At 73.0% G+C, this 15,800-nt stretch carries 16 protein-coding genes; 7 read left to right on the forward strand and 9 right to left on the reverse strand.

Annotated elements, in window-relative coordinates:
* Positions 1-54: 54 nt before the first annotated feature.
* Positions 55-969, forward strand: coding sequence for an alpha/beta fold hydrolase (locus tag SPRI_RS20720; RefSeq protein WP_053557167.1), 915 nt, complete (start codon positions 55-57; stop codon positions 967-969).
* Positions 970-1,037: 68 nt separating this feature from the next.
* Here the strand turns inward: SPRI_RS20720 and SPRI_RS20725 are convergent, their stop codons facing one another.
* The 3 genes from SPRI_RS20725 to SPRI_RS20735 are packed head-to-tail and all read right to left on the reverse strand — an operon-like array spanning position 1,038 to position 3,177.
* On the reverse strand, positions 1,038-1,793 hold the full coding sequence (locus tag SPRI_RS20725; protein ID WP_005315932.1) for a class I SAM-dependent methyltransferase: 756 nt from the start codon (positions 1,791-1,793) through the stop codon (positions 1,038-1,040).
* 57 nt (positions 1,794-1,850) lie between these two features.
* Complete coding sequence (locus SPRI_RS20730) at positions 1,851-2,534, reverse strand: GDSL-type esterase/lipase family protein (RefSeq protein ID WP_182327681.1); 684 nt, start codon at positions 2,532-2,534, stop codon at positions 1,851-1,853.
* Between the two features lie 34 nt (positions 2,535-2,568).
* Positions 2,569-3,177, reverse strand: a complete 609-nt coding sequence (locus tag SPRI_RS20735) for a TetR/AcrR family transcriptional regulator (RefSeq protein ID WP_005315935.1) — start codon at positions 3,175-3,177, stop codon at positions 2,569-2,571.
* Positions 3,178-3,274: 97 nt separating this feature from the next.
* Here SPRI_RS20735 and SPRI_RS20740 point away from each other — a divergent pair, with 97 nt between their 5' ends.
* Entirely contained in the window at positions 3,275-4,114 is an 840-nt protein-coding gene (locus SPRI_RS20740) for a class I SAM-dependent methyltransferase (RefSeq protein ID WP_005315938.1), read from the forward strand.
* A gap of 32 nt (positions 4,115-4,146) precedes the next feature.
* Positions 4,147-5,121, forward strand: coding sequence for a YncE family protein (locus SPRI_RS20745; protein ID WP_037774379.1), 975 nt, complete (start codon positions 4,147-4,149; stop codon positions 5,119-5,121).
* A gap of 147 nt (positions 5,122-5,268) precedes the next feature.
* On the opposite strand, the gene SPRI_RS20750 is transcribed toward SPRI_RS20745, so the two are convergent.
* Positions 5,269-6,453: an FG-GAP-like repeat-containing protein gene (locus tag SPRI_RS20750; protein WP_005315941.1), complete on the reverse strand. Its 1,185-nt coding sequence runs from the start codon at positions 6,451-6,453 to the stop codon at positions 5,269-5,271.
* Between the two features lie 182 nt (positions 6,454-6,635).
* Positions 6,636-7,397 (reverse strand): TetR/AcrR family transcriptional regulator, encoded by a 762-nt coding sequence (locus SPRI_RS20755; RefSeq protein WP_005315944.1) that lies wholly within the window; start codon positions 7,395-7,397, stop codon positions 6,636-6,638.
* Positions 7,398-7,489: 92 nt separating this feature from the next.
* On the opposite strand from SPRI_RS20755, the gene SPRI_RS20760 reads away from it, so the two are divergent.
* A complete protein-coding gene (locus SPRI_RS20760) occupies positions 7,490-8,449 on the forward strand; it encodes a daunorubicin resistance protein DrrA family ABC transporter ATP-binding protein (RefSeq protein ID WP_037774381.1) in 960 nt (319 codons plus the stop codon).
* Positions 8,446-9,279, forward strand: coding sequence for an ABC transporter permease (locus tag SPRI_RS20765; RefSeq protein ID WP_005315949.1), 834 nt, complete (start codon positions 8,446-8,448; stop codon positions 9,277-9,279). Before SPRI_RS20760 ends, SPRI_RS20765 begins: the two co-directional genes overlap by 4 nt.
* Here the strand turns inward: SPRI_RS20765 and SPRI_RS38520 are convergent.
* Positions 9,269-9,412, reverse strand: coding sequence for a hypothetical protein (locus SPRI_RS38520; RefSeq protein ID WP_158685181.1), 144 nt, complete (start codon positions 9,410-9,412; stop codon positions 9,269-9,271). The two genes, SPRI_RS20765 and SPRI_RS38520, sit on opposite strands and share 11 nt — an antisense overlap.
* 155 nt (positions 9,413-9,567) lie before the next feature.
* Here SPRI_RS38520 and SPRI_RS20770 point away from each other — a divergent pair, with 155 nt between their 5' ends.
* The gene (locus tag SPRI_RS20770; protein ID WP_005315952.1) at positions 9,568-9,933 is read left to right on the forward strand and encodes a cupin domain-containing protein; all 366 of its coding nucleotides are present in this window, start codon (positions 9,568-9,570) and stop codon (positions 9,931-9,933) included.
* 79 nt (positions 9,934-10,012) lie between these two features.
* Here the strand turns inward: SPRI_RS20770 and serC are convergent, their stop codons facing one another.
* Positions 10,013-11,131: a phosphoserine transaminase gene (serC, locus tag SPRI_RS20775; RefSeq protein ID WP_005315955.1), complete on the reverse strand. Its 1,119-nt coding sequence runs from the start codon at positions 11,129-11,131 to the stop codon at positions 10,013-10,015.
* Positions 11,132-11,213: 82 nt separating this feature from the next.
* Positions 11,214-11,840 (reverse strand): GTP-binding protein, encoded by a 627-nt coding sequence (locus SPRI_RS20780; RefSeq protein ID WP_005315958.1) that lies wholly within the window; start codon positions 11,838-11,840, stop codon positions 11,214-11,216.
* A 219-nt stretch (positions 11,841-12,059) separates the two neighbouring features.
* On the opposite strand from SPRI_RS20780, the gene SPRI_RS20785 reads away from it, so the two are divergent.
* Positions 12,060-14,930, forward strand: a complete 2,871-nt coding sequence (locus tag SPRI_RS20785; RefSeq protein WP_078951274.1) for an FAD-binding and (Fe-S)-binding domain-containing protein — start codon at positions 12,060-12,062, stop codon at positions 14,928-14,930.
* Positions 14,931-15,287: 357 nt separating this feature from the next.
* Here the strand turns inward: SPRI_RS20785 and SPRI_RS20795 are convergent, their stop codons facing one another.
* Positions 15,288-15,716 (reverse strand): pyridoxamine 5'-phosphate oxidase family protein, encoded by a 429-nt coding sequence (locus tag SPRI_RS20795; RefSeq protein ID WP_005315982.1) that lies wholly within the window; start codon positions 15,714-15,716, stop codon positions 15,288-15,290.
* Positions 15,717-15,800: the final 84 nt, after the last annotated feature.

Raw genomic sequence — 15,800 nt, forward strand, 5'->3', positions numbered from 1 at the left:
GCCCGTGCGGATTCGTTGGCGCAAGCGCCGGTTGCGAGATCTGGAGGGGCATTCGTGGACGACGCGGTGGTCAAGGCCGTCGGGGCGCTTGTGCCGGGCGGGGCGTTGCGCGGCGAACTGGACAGGCACGGCCGGACGTTGCGCTGGATCGAAGTGGGCCAGGGCGCGCCGACGGTCGTGCTGGACGCGCCGAGCGCCGGGTCGTCGATGATGTGGACGTCGGTGCTGGCGCCCCTCGCCCGCTGCACCCGAGTGATCGCGTACGACCGGGCGGGGCTCGGCCTGAGCGATCCGGTTCCCCGGCTCACGCTCGACTCGGCCGTCGCGGCCCTGGCCGCGCTGCTCTCCCGCGCCGGCGGCGGCCCGTGCGTCCTGGTCGGCAACAGCTGGGGCGGCCAGCTGGCCGAGCTGGTGGCGTGGGCCGAACCGGACCTGGTGGCGGGGCTCGTGCTGCTCGACCCTTCGCACGAGGAGTTCCAGCCGTGGGTCGGCCGGATGGCCGAAGGGGTGTACGCGCGTCAGCTCGCGGTTCGTACGTCTCTCCGGCTCACCGGCGGGCCGAGACACCGGCATGCCGTGCGCGAGGCTTCCCGCGCGACCGACGATCCCCGCGTGCGGGAGCTGCTGGTCGCCGCCTGGCTGGCCGCCTCCGGAGGCCCGCAGCAGGTGCGTACCGCCGTCGACGAGTACCGCATGATCGTCAAGGCCACTCCCGAGATCCGGCGCCGCCGCGCCGCGTCGAGGCTGCCGGACGTGCCCGTGACGGTCCTCAGTGCGAGCCGGGGGATGCCGCAGGGCATGAGACGCCGGTGGACCGAACTGCAGAGATCCGTCGCCGCGTCCGTGGCGGGCGGGGAGCACGCCGTGGTGCCGGCCGCAGGCCACTACATCCAGAGCAGCAGACCGGACGTCGTCACCCGGGCTGTGCTCGCCGCCCTGGAGCGGGTCAGGCACCCTCGTGGCGGCTGAGACCGGCCCGCGGGTCCCGTGCCCCCCGGTCCGGCGCCGTGCGGCCCCGGACCGCGGTGCGCACGGTCTCAGCCGCGCGGGCGCCGGGCCTCGATCAGGAGGCGGTTCGAGTGGGCCACGAACGGCCCGTGGCGCTCGATGAAGTCATGGAGCGACGCGAGCCGGTCGCGGTACGCGTCGACAGTGAAGCCCGGGACGATCCAGATCACCTTGCGCAGGAAGTGGACCACCGCGGCGATGTCGTGGAACTCCATCCGCAGCGTCTCCTGGCGCAGGTCGACGACGTCCAGGCCGGCGGCCTCCGCGGCCGAGACGGTAGTGATGGGGCTGCGTGTCGGGTCTACGGGCTGCGGGCCCATCAGGAAGTCGGTGAGCTCGCGGACGGAGCCGTCGCCCACGGCCTGCGAGAGGTAGGCGCCGCCGGGACGCAGCACGCGGTGGACCTCGTCCCAGCGGGTGGTCACCGGGTGGCGGCTGACGACGAGGTCGAAGTGGGCGGAGGGGAACGGCAGATCGGCCGCGTCCCCGGCGTGGACGACCGTCGCGCCGAACCGGGCGAGGTTGCGGCGGGCGATCTCCAGGTTCGGCGGCCAGGACTCCGTCGCCGCCAGCACCGGCGGGGCGGCCGGGACCGAGGCGAGTACCTCGCCGCCGCCGGTCTGGATGTCGAGGGCCGCCTCCGCCTTCGACATGCGGTCGGCGAGGAGTTCCGCATAGCGCCAGGAGGGCCGTTGTTCCGTCGCGCGGCCGGCGAACCAGGAGAAGTCCCAGCCCTGTGTGGGGACGGCTTCGCCTTCGGCGAGGAGGTCTTCGAACGTGGACATACGGGCAGGCTCGCAGCCGGGCGCACCGGGCGCACCCGGTTTTCGTAGGAGGCAAGCTCAGGCGGCGACGCCGTACGCCCCGCCCAGTCCCCACGCCTGGTGCATCGCGGTCGCGAACGCCCCCGCCAGTTTGATCTCGCCGCTCGGGCCGGGGTGGGTGCCGTCGTAGGTGTCGGTGTCGAGGTCGTACGACGGCGGGTGCGAGGCCAGCAGGAGCGGCGACGCGGAGGTGTCCAGGTCGGCCACCGCCTTGGCGAGCAGGTCGTTGAACCGGCCGCATTCGGTGGCGAAGGGCCGGTCGGACCGGGCGCGGACGTTCGGGATGACCGGGAGCATGACGATCCGGACCCGCGGGTTGGCCAGGCGGGCCTGCGCGATGAACTCCCGCGCGTTGTGGGCGGTCTGGTCGCTGTCCGTGTAGAAGCCGAGGTCTATCAGGCCGAGCGAGACCAGGAGGACGTCCGCCCCTTCCGCGGCGACCGTCTCGCGGATCAGGGGGGCCATGTGCAGCCAGCCCTCGCCCCAGCCGGCCAGGTGGCGGCGGGCGTGTCCGGGGAAGCCGGGGTCGGCGTACCGGTGGGACACGGGGGCGTTCTCCTCCGTGTCGTACAGCTCGCGGCGCGGGCCGACGATCTCGAAGGGCTCACCGAGGGCGGAGAGGTGCTGCCACATCCGGTAGCGCCAGGTGAAGTCGCCGTCGCGTCCGATGGTCATGGAATCGCCGACGAACAGAAATCGCATGGAGGTCATCATGGCCGAACTCACCGGTAACCCGTCACTGGTCCGTGATGTGAGGCCCGCCACCCGTCAGCGCCGTGACCAGCCGCCGGATCTGCGCGGCGGGGTCGGGCGTGCCCGGGTGGCTGGTCATCAGGAGGTGGTGGACCGTGCCGACGAGCGCGAGGGCGAGGGCCTCCGCGTCCAGCCGGCCGTCGAAGCGGCCGAGGCGCTGCTCGGCCCGCAGGTAGGTGGTGACCGCCTCCTGGACGGCGGTGAAGCCCGGGGCGCCCGCCGCCATCGCGTCGCGGAAGCGGAGCGCGGAGCCGGGGCGGGTGAGGGCCAGCCCGGAGATCGCCGGCCCCGTGGAGGTGAACAGCGCGGTGGCGACCTCGGTGAGGTTCGCGGCGACGGTGTCCTCGCCCGCCCGCATGGGCAGTTTCGCGGCCAGGGCGGCCGTGCGGGCGAACCGGTCCAGGACCAGTTCGGCCACGAACTCGTCGAGCCCGCCCGCGAAGTGGGCGTGCAGCAGCCCCTTCGAGCAGCCCGCCTCCTCCGTGACGGCCCGGCTGGTCAGGGCGCCGGGGCCGCCTCGGGCCACGACTCGTTCCGCCGCGGCGAAGAGGCGTTCGCGGGCGTCGGGGACGGCTACTCCACGGGGTGACATCCAGGGCCTTCCGGGTCTTTCGCAAGGTCGCGATGGACAGAATGGGCAAGCGCCCATACTGTTTGGGCATACGCCCATTCTAACGGGAGGCAGCGTCGTGGAACACATCGTGAACACCGAGCAGGAGCAGGCCTGGAACGGGTACGAGGGCACCCACTGGGCGCGCAACCAGGACCGCTGGGACGCCGTCAACGAGGGCTTCGACGAGATGCTGCTCGGTGCCGCCGCCATCGGCCGTGAGGACGCGGTCCTCGACATCGGCTGCGGCGCCGGATCCACCACCAGGCTCGCGGCCCGCCGCGTGGCCGACGGGCACGCCACCGGCGTGGACCTGTCCCGGCCGATGCTGGAGCGCGCCCGGGAGTCCGCCCGCGCGGAACACCTCGGCAACGTGACCTTCGAGCACGGCGACGCCCAGGTCCACCCCCTCGCGGGCCGCGGCTTCGACGTGGCGATCAGCCGCTTCGGCGTGATGTTCTTCGCCGACCCGGTGGCCGCGTTCGCCAACATCGGCGGCGGCCTGCGCACCGGCGGCCGTGCGGCGTTCCTCGTCGCCGGCGGGGACGGCAACGAGTGGATCCAGGCGCTGGCGGGCCTGCGGGACGTGCTCCCGCTGGGCGGCTTCGGGGCCACCGGCGGGCCCGGCATGTTCTCCCTGGCCGATCCCGGCCGCGTCCGCGAGGTCCTGAGCGCCGCCGGGTTCACCGGCCTCGCGGTCGAGCCCGTCGAGGCGTCCGGGAGATGGGGGCGGGACGCCGAGGACGCCACCGCGTTCCTCATGGGGTCGGGACCCGGCCGCCACCTGCTGAGCCAGGTCGACGAGGCGACCGGCGCGCTGGCCCGGCGCCGGCTCACGGACATCCTGCGGCCGTACGAGAGGGACGGCGCCGTCCGGCTGCGCAGCACGGCGTGGCTGGTCACCGCCGTACGCCCTTAGGAGCCGCCCGGCCGGGATGGCAGGCTTGGGCCATGCGTTCGCTTCCGTACGTCACCGGCCTGGCGGCCGCCCTCGTGCTCGCCGCCGCCTGCCCCGTCGCCGCCGCCGACGGCGGGTCCGAGGGATTCACGATCAAGGACCCGCGGATCACCGAGTCCAGCGGACTCGCGGCGAGCAGGGCGCACCCCGGGATCTACTGGACGCACAACGACCAGGACCAGCCGCGGATCTTCGGCGTCGACTCGGCGACGGGCGAGACGGTGGCGACGATCACCATGCGCGGCGTCGGCGAGCCGAGGGACATGGAGGCGATCTCCGTGGGCGCCGACGGCAACATCTACGTCGGCGACATCGGCGACAACCTCGACGGCAGCTGGGACCACGTCTGGATCTACCGCTTCCCCGAGCCGGAGCGACTGCGCGACCAGACCGTCACCGCCACCCAGTTCGACGTGAAGTACGCGGACGGGGCCCGCAACGCCGAGGCGCTGATGGTGCATCCGAAGACCGGCCGCGTCTACATCGCCTCCAAGAACGAGGACGGCGGCGGCCTCTACGAAGGCCCCGCCACGCTCGACGCCAAGGCCACCAACGTCTTCCGGCGGATCGGGGAGGTGCCGTGGGTCACCGACGGCGCCTTCTCGCCGGACGGCACGGAACTGGTGCTCCGCTCCTACTTCAGCGCCCGCGGCTACGAGTGGAAGGACGGCCGCCTCGGGGCCGACCACCGTGTGCGCGCGCCGATCCAGAACCAGTCGGAGTCGGTGACGTACACGACGGACGGCAAGGCCCTGATGATCGGCACCGAGGGGGAGCAGAGCCCCGTCGAGCGGGTGGCGGTCGAGAAGGAGCCGGGCTCCGGCGGCGAGGCGAAGAGCCCCGGGACGCCGGGGGACGGCGGGACGGCCGCCGGGGGCGACGAGAAGGGCGACGTCACGATGTACGGCCTGCTCGTGCTCGGCGGCGGCGCGGCGCTGGTCCTCGCGCTGCGCCGGCGCCGGGGCTGAGCCGGGCGGCGGAGTGCGCGGAACGTCCGCCCGCGCCCCGCACGCTTCGGCCGGCCTGCCGTCCTGTCCGCCACAGCGACCCGACCTGCCGTCCTGTCCCGGCGTCGCGGACCGCGACGCCGGGACACCGGCCCCTGTGCGGGCGGGTCAGAAGGCGGTGGCGCCTTCCAGGCCCCACCAGCCGCCGTTGTAGTCGGCCTTCCGCAGGCCGCCGGTCGCGAGGCCCTGGTACTGCCACAGCACCATGCCGTCCGAGGCCTCCAGGTCGGGCAGCCCGTCGCCGGAGGAGTCGCCGACGGCGAGGATCGGCTGCATGGAGTTCCAGCCGCCGGTGCCGATCAGCTTGCGTGCGCCCAGGGTCCGCGTCGTGGTGCCGGGGTAGAGCCAGAGTTTCCCGGTGGCCCTCTCGCGGGCGACCAGGTCGGCGCGGCCGTCGCTGTTCATGTCACCGGCGCCGATGAGGGCGTTCATCCCGTTCCAGCCGCCGGTGCCGATGAGCTTGCGCGCGCCGAGGCCGCCGGACGTGGTGCCGGGGTAGAGCCAGAGCTTGCCGGTGGACTTCTCCACGGCGAGGAGGTCGGAGCGGCCGTCGCCGGAGAGGTCGCCGAACGCGGCGATCCGGCCCATGGAGTTCCAGCCGCCGGTGCCGATGAGCTTGCGTGCGCCGAGGCCGCCGCTGCCGGTGCCGGGGTAGAGCCACAGCTTGCCGGTGGCCTTCTCGCGGGTGATCACGTCCTCGCGGCCGTCGCGGCTGAAGTCACCGTGCCGGACGAGGGCGTCGAAGGCGTTCCAGCCGCCGGAGCCGATCAGACGCCCGGTGCCGTCGCCGGGCAGGAACCACAGGCGCCCGGCCTCGTCGCGGACGACGATGTCCGCCCGCCGGTCGGCGTTCATGTCGCCGAACCCGTTCACCTTGGGCGAGGGCGTCGCCGACCAGCCGGGGTAGGCCTCCGCCTCGCACTCGCGCAGGGTGCGCACGAACTTGATCGAGCTGGTGGAGAGGTCCCCGTAGTGGGTCGCATAGTCGGGATCGGGCTCGACCCAGGTGTAGCCCGGCGTCTCATGGTTCGGCTGCTCGTAGAGGCAGGCGATCATGGACGTGCGGTTGAAGATCGTCTGGAGCTTCCCGTCCCAGGTGCCCAGCGTGGCCATGCTCGTGTTCGTCTTGAACATCGGCCCGTCGTAGTCGTTCTGCCAGGCACACAGGTAGCCCGAGGGGCAGTCGCTCCTCGCGGCCTGAGCGGGCGCCGCGCCGGCGCCGAGCAGCCCCAGTGTGGTGAGCCCCAGCGTCGTGGCCAACGCGGCCGCGCGCCGAAGCAAGGTGTTGCGCATGGGTTCCCTCCCTCACGCGGCGCGGAGAAGAGTCTCGACGCGCCGCGGGAGGAAGATACCCCGCCCCGCCGACAGCCGATGCGGCGCTCCCCTGCTGGCGATCACCGGCTCGGCGGCGGCTTCGTGCACCCGTCCGTGACCGGTGCGGTCGCAGCAGCGTCCACGCTTTGCGGACCCGAGGGTCAGGCGTCCTGCGCCCGTGCGCGGACCAGCGTCTCGAAGCCCTCGACCAGGCGTTCCAGGCCGAAGGCGAAGTGGTCGAAGTCCGAGCCGAAGGTGTCCTCGGAGAGATGCGCCAGGGTCGGGTACTCGCCGCTGATCATCGCCTTCGACAGGAACGGCTCCTGGTGGCGCCAGAACTCCTCCTCGCTCTGACCCGTCTGCTTCGCCGCCTCCGCCGCATCGATCTCCATGCGCGCGATCCCGGTGACGAAACTCTGCACCGCGATGATCACGGAGATCATCTCCGGGTCCGTCAGACGCATCTCCCGCAGAGCGAACAGTGAGGTGTCCAGCCCGCGGACGGCGCTCGGGCCGAGGACCGTACGGGACTGATTGACCTTCAGGAGCCACGGGTGCGCCCGGAAGAGCTCGAGGTGGGCGCGGGCCATCGCGCGTACGGCGTCCTGCCAGGTGTCCGAGTCCGGCCGGTGCGCGTCGCTCTCCAAGGGCTCGCCCGTGACGCGGTCGAGCATCAGGTCGAGCAGCTCGGCCTTGCCGGGGACGTAGCGGTACAGCGACATCGTGCCGGTGCCCAGCGCGGTGGAGAGGCGGCGCATCGAGACGGCGTCGAAGCCCTCCGCGTCGGCGATCTCGATCGCCGCACCGACGATCCGGTCGAGCGTGAGGCCAGGTTTGGGGCCTCGTGAGGGCCGCTCGCCGGTGCCCCAGAGCAGTTCGAGGCTGCGCGAGACGTCTTTGCTGCCGCTCGTACCAGTCGTCATGGGCTCAGGGTAATCGCCTGGACAGAAACTGAGTACGCTGTACTCTCATATGGGTACGCCGTACTCAGTTGACTCGTCTCGGAGGGGCCTCAGTGGACGAATACGCCGTTTCGGCAGAAGGACTCGAGAAGCGGTACGGGGACAAACGGGCCCTCGACGGCTTCGACCTCACCGTGCGCCGGGGCACCGTGCACGGCCTGCTCGGCCCGAACGGCGCCGGCAAGACGACCGCCGTCCGGGTCCTCGCGACCCTGCTGCGCTTCGACGGCGGCCGGGCCCGGGTGGCCGGCGCCGACGTGCGGCGCGACCCGCGGCAGGTGCGTCGGCGGATCGGCCTCACGGGCCAGTACGCGGCGGTCGACGAGGTGCTGACCGGCCGGCAGAACCTGGAGATGTTCGGCCGCCTCTTCCACCTCGGCGGCAGGCGCGCGGCGACGCGGGCAGGCGAACTGCTGGCGCAGTTCGACCTGGTGGAGGCGGGCGACAAGGGCGTCGGCACGTACAGCGGCGGTATGCGCCGCCGGCTCGACCTCGCCGCGTCGATGATCCTCGCACCCGACGTGCTGTTCCTCGACGAGCCGACGACCGGACTCGACCCCCGTTCGCGCGGGGAGGTGTGGGACGCGGTGCGCCGCCTCGTCGCGGGCGGCACGACCGTCCTGCTCACCACCCAGTACCTCGAGGAGGCCGACCGGCTCGCCTCCCGCATCACCGTCATCGACCAGGGACGCGCCATCGCCGACGACACCCCCGACGGGCTGAAGAACAGGGTCGGCGGCGACCGGATCGAGGTGGTCGCCCGCGAGGCCGCCGATCTCCCGGCCATCGCCAAGACCGTCGCCCGGGTCGCCGACACCGACCCGGCCACCGACGAGCCGGAACGCCGGGTCCACGCACCGGTGACCGACCGGGTCGCGGCCCTCACCGAGGTCGCCCGCACCCTTCAGGACGAACGGATCCCCGTGGAGGACATCGGGCTGCGCAGGCCCAGCCTGGACGACGTGTTCCTGCGCCTGACCGGACACGGCACGCGGACCGAGGAGGCGGCATGAGTACGACCGGCCTGATGGACCCGAGCCTCGACGACCGGCACGGGCGCGCCTACTGGGCCGTGGCCGACTGCTGGAACGTGGTCCGGCGCGGACTGACCCACTACCGGCGCCAGCCGGTCCTCATCGCCTGGCAGCTCGGCTTCCCGGTCATCTCCGTGCTGCTCTACGGCTATGTCTTCGGCGGCGCGATGAAGTCGCCCGACGGCGGCAGCGTCCGTGACTTCCTGATGCCGGGCATGTTCGCCATGACCATGGCCTTCGGGTTCATGAACACGGCGATGGCGGTGGTCACCGACGCGACGAAGGGCGTCATCGACCGCTTCCGGTCGATGCCCATGGCGCCCTCCGCCGTCGTCACCGGCCGGGGTGTCAACGACCTGATCGTCGCCTGCGCGGAGCTGACGATCCTCGCGGCGACCGCCTTCGCGATGGGCTGGCGCGCGGACGCCGGCCCGATGAAGACACTCGCCGCGTTCGCACTGCTGCTGCTCCTGCGGTTCTGCCTGATCTGGGTGGGCATCCTGCTCGGCCTGCTCGTCCCCACCCCGGAGGCGGCCGGCGGCCTGTACGCGGTGGCCTTCCCGCTGACCATGATCTCGAGCGTCTTCGTGCCGCCGTCGACGATGCCGGACTGGCTGGGCACGATCGCCGCCTGGAACCCGATCTCCTCCACGGCCGCCGCGGCCCGCGAACTGTTCGGGAACCCGGTGGCGAGCGACGGCAGCTGGATCCAGGAGCACTCGCTGCTCATGGCGGTGGTGTGGCCGATCGTCGTCACGGCGGTCTTCGCGCCGCTCGCGGTACGGCGCTTCCAGCGGCTCAGCCGCTGACGTCGTCGGCCCGGCGAGGCGCCCCGGCCTTCAGCAGTTCGCCCGCGTCGAGCTTCACCTCGGCACCGATCGAGGCAGGGAGGGCGGTCTGCCGGGCAGCCTCGAGAGCATCGTCGTAGGACGCGGCACCCACCGGCGTCCGTAAGGCGGATCGTCACACCATCGAGCGATCACGCACGGGCCGCTGACCGGCGAGGTCCCGGCCGGCTCGACCGTGAGGACCCGCCGGGGCGAGACTGGAAGAGGCCGGGGAGCGCGAGTCGACCGGCCCCGGCCGTGGAGGCGATCATGACCGCGACCACGCGCGAGGAGACCCCCGTCGTACTCGAGGGCGGCGGTGTGGAGCTGAGGATGAAAGAGGCCGGCGGCGGCCTGTCCGTCGCCTTCATCCATCTGCCCCGGGGCACGGACATGGGGCCCGCGCTCAAGGGGATGCCCGGGGACCTGTGCCAGTGCCCCCACTGGGGATTCCTGCTGAACGGCCGGATCAGGATGCGGACCGCTTCGGGCGAGGAGACGTACGAGGCGGGCCAGGCGTACTACTGGGCGCCGGGCCACGCTCCGGAGGCCATGGAGGACACCGACGTGGTGGAGTTCTCGCCGACGGCGGAGTTCACCGAGGTGATCGACCACATCAAGGCGCAGTCGGGGTGAGGGACCGCGGCGACGCGGGTGAAGCGAAGGGCCCGGCGGGTGATGTGCGGCCGCCGGGCCCTTCGCCGTACAGCGACTGCTACAGCTTCTCGATCACGTGGTCGATGCACGCCGTCAGCGCCTCGACGTCCGCCGGGTCGATCGCCGGGAACATCGCCACACGCAGCTGGTTGCGGCCCAGCTTGCGGTAAGGCTCGGTGTCGACGATGCCGTTCGCCCGCAGCGCCTTGGCGACCGCGGACGCGTCGATCTCGTCGGCGAAGTCGATCGTGCCGATGACCTGCGAGCGCTTCGCCGGGTCGACGACGAACGGGGTCGCGTACTTGGACGCCTCCGCCCAGCCGTACAGGGTGCGCGAGGAGGCCGCGGTGCGGCGGACCGACCAGTCCAGCCCGCCCTGGCCGTTGATCCACTTCAGCTGCTCGTTCAGCAGGAAGAGGGTCGCCAGCGCCGGGGTGTTGTACGTCTGGTTCTTCAGCGAGTTGTCGATCGCCGTCGGCAGCGAGAAGAACTCCGGGACGTGCCGGCCGGAGCCGTGCACGCGGGCCGCGCGCTCGAGGGCGGCGGGGGAGAAGACGCCGATCCACAGGCCGCCGTCGGAGGCGAAGGACTTCTGAGGCGCGAAGTAGTAGACGTCCGTCTGCGCGATGTCGACCGGCAGGCCGCCCGCGCCGGAGGTGGCGTCCACCAGGACCAGCGCGCCGTCGTCGGCGCCGGCGACCCGCTGGATCGGGGCGGCGACACCGGTGGAGGTCTCGTTGTGGGTGAAGGCGTAGACGTCGACGCCCTCCTCCGCCCGCGGTTCCGGGTGGGTACCGGGGTCGGAGGAGATGACCGTGGGGTCCGCCAGCCACGGCGCCAGCTTGGCGGCCTTGGCGAACTTGGAGGAGAACTCGCCGAACGACAGGTGCTGGGACTTGTTCTCGATGAGGCCGTGGGTCGCGATGTCCCAGAAGGCGGTGGACCCGCCGTTGCCGAGGATCACCTCGTATCCCTCGGGGAGGGAGAACAGCTCGCGCACACCGTCACGGACCTCGCCGACCAGGTTCTTGACCGGGGCCTGGCGGTGGGACGTGCCGAGGAGGGAGGTGCCGGTGGCGGCCAGCGCGTCCAGCGCCTCCGTACGCACCTTGGAGGGGCCCGCGCCGAAACGGCCGTCGGCGGGCTTGATGTCAGCGGGAATCTGGATATCAGCCACGTTCCGGAGCGTATACCGCTGCGGCCGCCCGGCGGGGACACGGTCCGGCGGCTGAGACGGCCCGGCGGCGCGGGCCGCCGGGTCAGACACCGTGGCCGCGGTCGAGTGCGTGCAGATGTTCCACCAGGGCGATCAGCACGAACTTGCTGGACGAGTGGTCCCGGGCGTCGAACTCGACCAGCGGCACACCGGCCGGGAGGGTGAGCGCGTCGCGGATCTCCTCCTCCGAGCGGAAGGGCCCGCCGAAGTCGTTGACGGCGATGATGAACGGTGTGCCGTGGTGGGTCAGCCGGTCGATCGCGTACCAGGCGTCGGTCAGGGCCCGGGTGTCGACGAGGACCACGGCGCCGGTGGTGCCGGCGAGCAGGCGGTCCCAGAGGAAGCGGAAACGTTCCTGTCCGGGGGTGCCGAACAGATAGAGGACCCGCTGCTCGTCGATCGTGATGCGGCCGAAGTCCAGCGCGACCGTCGTCGCCGTCTTGGCCGGGACCCGGACGGCGGCGTCGCTCGCGGGCCCGGCCGCGCTCATCACCGCCTCCGTGTGCAGCGGACGGATCTCGCTGACGGAACGGACCATGGTCGACCGGCCGGCGCCGAAGCCACCGACCACAGCGATCTTGAGCGCGGAGAAGTCCGCGCCGTCCCCCGTGGGGACGTCCGCGCCCGCGAGCGCGCTTCCGGGGGTCGCCCGGGTCGTGGCGCGGGTCATCGTTTCTCGGAGGTGCCGGTCATCGAGTGGTGCCTTCCGGGGTGACGGGGGGCGCAACTGGAGCCGCTGCTTCCTGGCGAAGTCGTCGTCACTATAGGAGGGTTGACGATCAGTTGGGGAAGGTCGTGGCGCTTCCCACTTCACGCGGGGCGCACAACGTGTGCAAGTGACACGTTTCCTGCCGGTGCGTCGGCGGCCGGAGGCGTCATTCTGGAGCGCATGGCTGAACACACCAGGGATACGGGAGAACTCGCCCGCGCGCTCAGGGCCGCCGTCGGCGGGGAAGTGGACTTCTCGCCCGCGGCCCGCGCCCTGACGACCATGGACGCCTCCAACTACCGGCGCGTACCGGCCGGTGTCGTCGCCCCCCGCGACGCCGACGACGTGGCCGCGGTGCTCGAGGTCTGCCGGCACCACGGCGTCCCCGTCGTACCCCGCGGCGCGGGCACCTCCATCGCCGGACAGGCCACCGGCACCGGTGTGGTCCTGGACTTCACCCGCCACATGAACAAGATCCTCGACGTCACCCCAGAGGAGCGGACCGCCCGCGTGCAGCCCGGAGTCGTACAGGCCCGGCTCCAGGACGCCGCACGGCCGCACGGCCTGCTCTTCGGACCCGACCCGTCGACGCACAGCCGCTGCACGCTCGGCGGGATGGTCGGCAACAACGCGTGCGGGTCCCACTCCGTCGCCTGGGGCGCCACGGCCGACAACGTCCACGCGCTGTCGGTCCTCACCTACGCCGGCACCCGCCACCGGCTGGCCCGGGGCGGCCCGCCGGACAGCGGCCCGCCCGGCCTGACCGACCTCGTCGACCGCAACCTCGCCCTGCTGCGCACCGGCTACCCCGAGGGCCTGCCGCGCCGCATCTCGGGCTACGCCCTCGACGCGCTGCTGCCGGAGAAGGGCGCCGACCTCGCCCGCGCGTTCTGCGGCAGCGAGGGGACCCTCGCCGTGCTCACGGAGGCGACCGTACGGCTCGTGGCCGCCCCGGCCGCCCGGGCGCTCGCCGTCATCGGCCACCCGGACGAGAGCGCCGCCGCCGAAGCCGCCGCCGGCCTCCTGCCCTATGCCCCGCTGACCGTCGAAGGCATGGCGGAGGACCTGGTGCCCGCCGGCCACGGCCTGCCACGCGGCGGGGCGTGGCTGTTCGTCGAGACGGGCGGCGACAGCCCCGCGCAGGCGAGGGACCGGGCGGAGCGGATCCTGCGGGCCGCCGACGCCCTGGACGGCACCGTCGTCGACGACCCCGCCGCCGTACGCGCCCTGTGGCGGCTGCGGGAGGACGCGTCGGGCACCGCGACCCGCAGGGCCGACGGCGGCGAGGCGTGGCCCGGCTGGGAGGACTGCGCGGTGCCGCCCGCCCGTCTCGGCGCCTATCTGCGCGACTTCCGCGCCCTGCTGGCGCAGCACGGCCTGCGCGGCACCCCCTACGGACACTTCGGCGACGGCTGCGTCCATGTCCGCATCGACTTCGACCTGTTGAGCAAGGACGGCGTGCGCCGCTTCCGCGCGTTCTCCGAGCAGGTCGCCGCCCTGGTCGTCGCCCACGGCGGCTCCCTGTCGGGCGAACACGGCGACGGCCAGGCCCGCGCCGAGCTGCTGCCCAAGATGTACGGGGACGAACTGGTGGGCCTTTTCGGCCGGTTCAAGGACCTGTGGGACCCGGCCGGCGGCATGAACCCGGGCATGCTGGTGCGCCCCGACCCGCTGGACGCGAACCTGCGCTTCGCCGTGCTCCCCGCCCGGCCCGTCGACGTCGCCTTCGGCTACCCGCAGGACGGCGGCGACTTCGCCGGCGCGGTGCGCCGCTGCGTCGGCGTCGCCAAGTGCCGCACCGAGGACGCCGCCGCGGGCGGCGGCGTGATGTGCCCCTCGTACCGGGTGACCGGCGAGGAGCAGCACTCCACCCGGGGCCGGGCGCGGCTGCTGCACGAGATGCTCGCCGGGGAGATCGTCACCGACGGCTGGCGCTCCACCGAGGTGCGCGACGCGCTCGACCTGTGCCTGTCCTGCAAGGGCTGCCGGAGCGACTGTCCGGTCGGCGTCGACATGGCCACCTACAAGGCGGAGTTCCTGCACCACCACTACGCGGGCCGCCGCCGGCCCGCCGCCCACTACGCCATGGGCCGCCTCCCGCGGTGGCTGCGGGCCGCCGCCTCGCTCGCGCCGCTGGTCAACGCCGCGGCCCGGGTGCGGCCGCTGGCCGCGCTCGCCAAGCGGCTCGCCGGCGTCGCGCCGGAGCGTGACCTGCCGCGCCTGGCGCCGGAGACGTTCCGCCGATGGCTGCGCGACCACATGGGCGACCGGGCCGAAGTGCTGGAGCAGGGCCGGACGGCCGTGCTGTGGCCCGACACCTTCACCGACCACCTCTCACCGTCCGCCGGACGGGCCGCGGTACGCGTCATGGAGGCGGCGGGCATCGGGATCGTCCTGCCGCCCGGCCGGGTCTGCTGCGGGCTCACCTATGTCTCGACCGGCCAGCTCGACCTGGCGCGCAAGGTCATGCGGCACACGCTCGACGTCGTCGAGCCGCTGCTCGACCTCGATGTGCCCGTCGTCGTGCTGGAGCCGAGCTGCGCGGCCACCCTGAGGACCGACCTGCCCGAGCTGCTCGGCGACGACCCGAGGACGGCCCGCCTGGCGGGGTCGGTGCGGACCTTCGCACAGGCTCTGGAGGAGTGCGCCCCCGACTGGGAGCCGCCGGTGATCGGCCGCCCGGTGGTGGGCCAGACCCACTGCCACCAGCACGCGGTCCTCGGCGACGCGGCGGAACGCCGACTGCGGGAACGGGCCGGCCTCCACGGCGCCTTGAGCGGCGGCTGCTGCGGGCTCGCGGGCAACTTCGGCTTCGAGAAGGGGCATTACGAGGTGTCGGTGGCCTGCGCGGAGGAGCAGCTGCTGCCCGCCGTACGCGCCGCCGCCGCGGGCACCGAGCTGCTGGCCGACGGCTTCTCCTGCCGCACCCAGCTCGAGCAGCTCGCCGGCCGCCGGGCCCGGCATCTCGCGGAGCTGCTCGCGGAGGGACTGGACGAGCGGCCGGGCCGGGGGCGGGACGAGCGGCCGGACCGGGGACCGGTCACGAAGTGACCCCCGGCATCCGGCAGGATGGTCGCCGGTCAGGAAGGGGCGGATGCCATGGGGAAGAGCGTCGGGCGGACCGGCGTCGTGGGTCTGCTGGCGCGATCCTGCGCAGCCCTGCTCCTGGTCGCCCTGGTGGGCCAGTTGCTGGTGTCCGCGATCGCGGTGGACCCCGTCGACCCGGCGGACAAGGGCCTCGGGTCGTTCCTCGTCTCGCTGCTGCGGGGCGGCACGGCCGGGGCGTTCGGTGCGGCGATGTGCGTCGCGGCCGTCCTGTTGCTGGTGGTTGCCGTGCGGGGCGCCAAGGCGGCCATGAGGCACCTGGCGGGCCGCCGTCGGAAGGGGTGTGCGGCGAGAGCGGGCGTCTCAGCCGAGCTGCGCGGCGGAGACCTCGACGACATGGGGCGGCTCCTGGGTGAAGTCGCTGTACCGCACCCACGCCGGGCGGACCCGCACATAGGTGATCCCCGGCCAGGAGAGCCGGTCCCGGCCGTCCGGGTACACACGGAAGTAGCACTCCTGCAGACGCGCCAGTTCGGCGCCGGCGGGGAAGTCGGCGAGTCCCTCGATCTGCACGGTGACCGCGTCGTCCCAGCCGATCACGAGGGCGATGCGCGGGTCGGCCCGCAGGTTGAGGCTCTTACGGGTCGTCTCGACGGTGTCGAAGACGATCTCGAGGTCGTCGCTGACGGCGAATCCCACGACCGCCGCCTGAGGTGATCCGTCCGGTGCGGCCGAGGCCTGGACCGCGAGCCTGTTCCTGCGGAGGAACCACACCAGCTCGTCGCGCTTCATACGACCTGCCTATCACGGGCCGCCCCGGGCGGCTCGGCGTCGATCTCGCGGAGCGCGGCGGCGCGGTCCGTCGCGCCCGGGGCG

The sequence above is a fragment of the Streptomyces pristinaespiralis genome (genome assembly GCF_001278075.1).
In the GTDB taxonomy this organism is placed as follows: Bacteria; Actinomycetota; Actinomycetes; order Streptomycetales; family Streptomycetaceae; genus Streptomyces; species Streptomyces pristinaespiralis.

Bases quoted from the DNA above. Each gene is read 5' to 3' on its own strand.
- SPRI_RS20755 (WP_005315944.1), bottom strand. From the start codon at position 7,397: ATGACGACTGGTACGAGCGGCAGCAAAGACGTCTCGCGCAGCCTCGAA.
- SPRI_RS20765 (WP_005315949.1), top strand. From the start codon at position 8,446: ATGAGTACGACCGGCCTGATGGACCCGAGCCTCGACGACCGGCACGGG.
- SPRI_RS20770 (WP_005315952.1), top strand. From the start codon at position 9,568: ATGACCGCGACCACGCGCGAGGAGACCCCCGTCGTACTCGAGGGCGGC.
- SPRI_RS20795 (WP_005315982.1), bottom strand. From the start codon at position 15,716: ATGAAGCGCGACGAGCTGGTGTGGTTCCTCCGCAGGAACAGGCTCGCG.
- SPRI_RS20750 (WP_005315941.1), bottom strand. From the start codon at position 6,453: ATGCGCAACACCTTGCTTCGGCGCGCGGCCGCGTTGGCCACGACGCTG.
- SPRI_RS20780 (WP_005315958.1), bottom strand. From the start codon at position 11,840: ATGACCCGCGCCACGACCCGGGCGACCCCCGGAAGCGCGCTCGCGGGC.
- SPRI_RS20725 (WP_005315932.1), bottom strand. From the start codon at position 1,793: ATGTCCACGTTCGAAGACCTCCTCGCCGAAGGCGAAGCCGTCCCCACA.
- SPRI_RS20730 (WP_182327681.1), bottom strand. From the start codon at position 2,534: ATGCGATTTCTGTTCGTCGGCGATTCCATGACCATCGGACGCGACGGC.
- SPRI_RS20745 (WP_037774379.1), top strand. From the start codon at position 4,147: ATGCGTTCGCTTCCGTACGTCACCGGCCTGGCGGCCGCCCTCGTGCTC.
- SPRI_RS20735 (WP_005315935.1), bottom strand. From the start codon at position 3,177: ATGTCACCCCGTGGAGTAGCCGTCCCCGACGCCCGCGAACGCCTCTTC.
- SPRI_RS20785 (WP_078951274.1), top strand. From the start codon at position 12,060: ATGGCTGAACACACCAGGGATACGGGAGAACTCGCCCGCGCGCTCAGG.